Source organism: Lysinibacillus sp. VIII_CA (assembly GCF_049943995.1).
GTDB lineage: Bacteria > Bacillota > Bacilli > Bacillales_A > Planococcaceae > Lysinibacillus > Lysinibacillus pinottii.
In genome coordinates this window covers 1-415 of sequence record NZ_JBNFXM010000081.1, presented here as the reverse complement: position 1 = coordinate 415, position 415 = coordinate 1, and the positions used below count along the sequence as shown (strand labels likewise).

Annotated in this window: 1 pseudogene; it reads right to left on the bottom strand. The window is 37.8% G+C overall.

The annotated features are described in order from the left end of the window. A pseudogene (locus ACP3VS_RS24265) lies at positions 1-415 on the bottom strand (IS3 family transposase); the annotation flags it as partial.

Sequence of the window (415 nt, the reverse complement as noted above, 5' to 3'; positions counted from 1 at the left end):
GTATAGTTTGATACTAGTCCAAGACCTTTCATTAAACGACCAATTCGACGACGTGATACGTGTTTTGGCTCTGGTAATTTACTTAGTTCTTTCTTGATTATACGCGTACCATAATTGTTACGGCTTTCTTTGAAAATACGAGCAATCTCTTTGGAAATTTCTTTATCTTCAGTTTTTAGCGGACGTTTGGCACAAACATCGGCATGATAGTAATACGTACTTTTCGGAATATCAAGGACGTCACACATTGCTGATACTGAATATTTGTGAGCGTTATTTCGAATCACATCTATTTTCGTCCCATGATCAGCGCTGCTTGCTTTAAATTATCATTCTCCATCAGTAAACGTTGGTTTTCTTTGCGTAATCGAGCTAGTTCGTTATCTTCTTCAGAGCGATTATCTTTGGCAGCGAA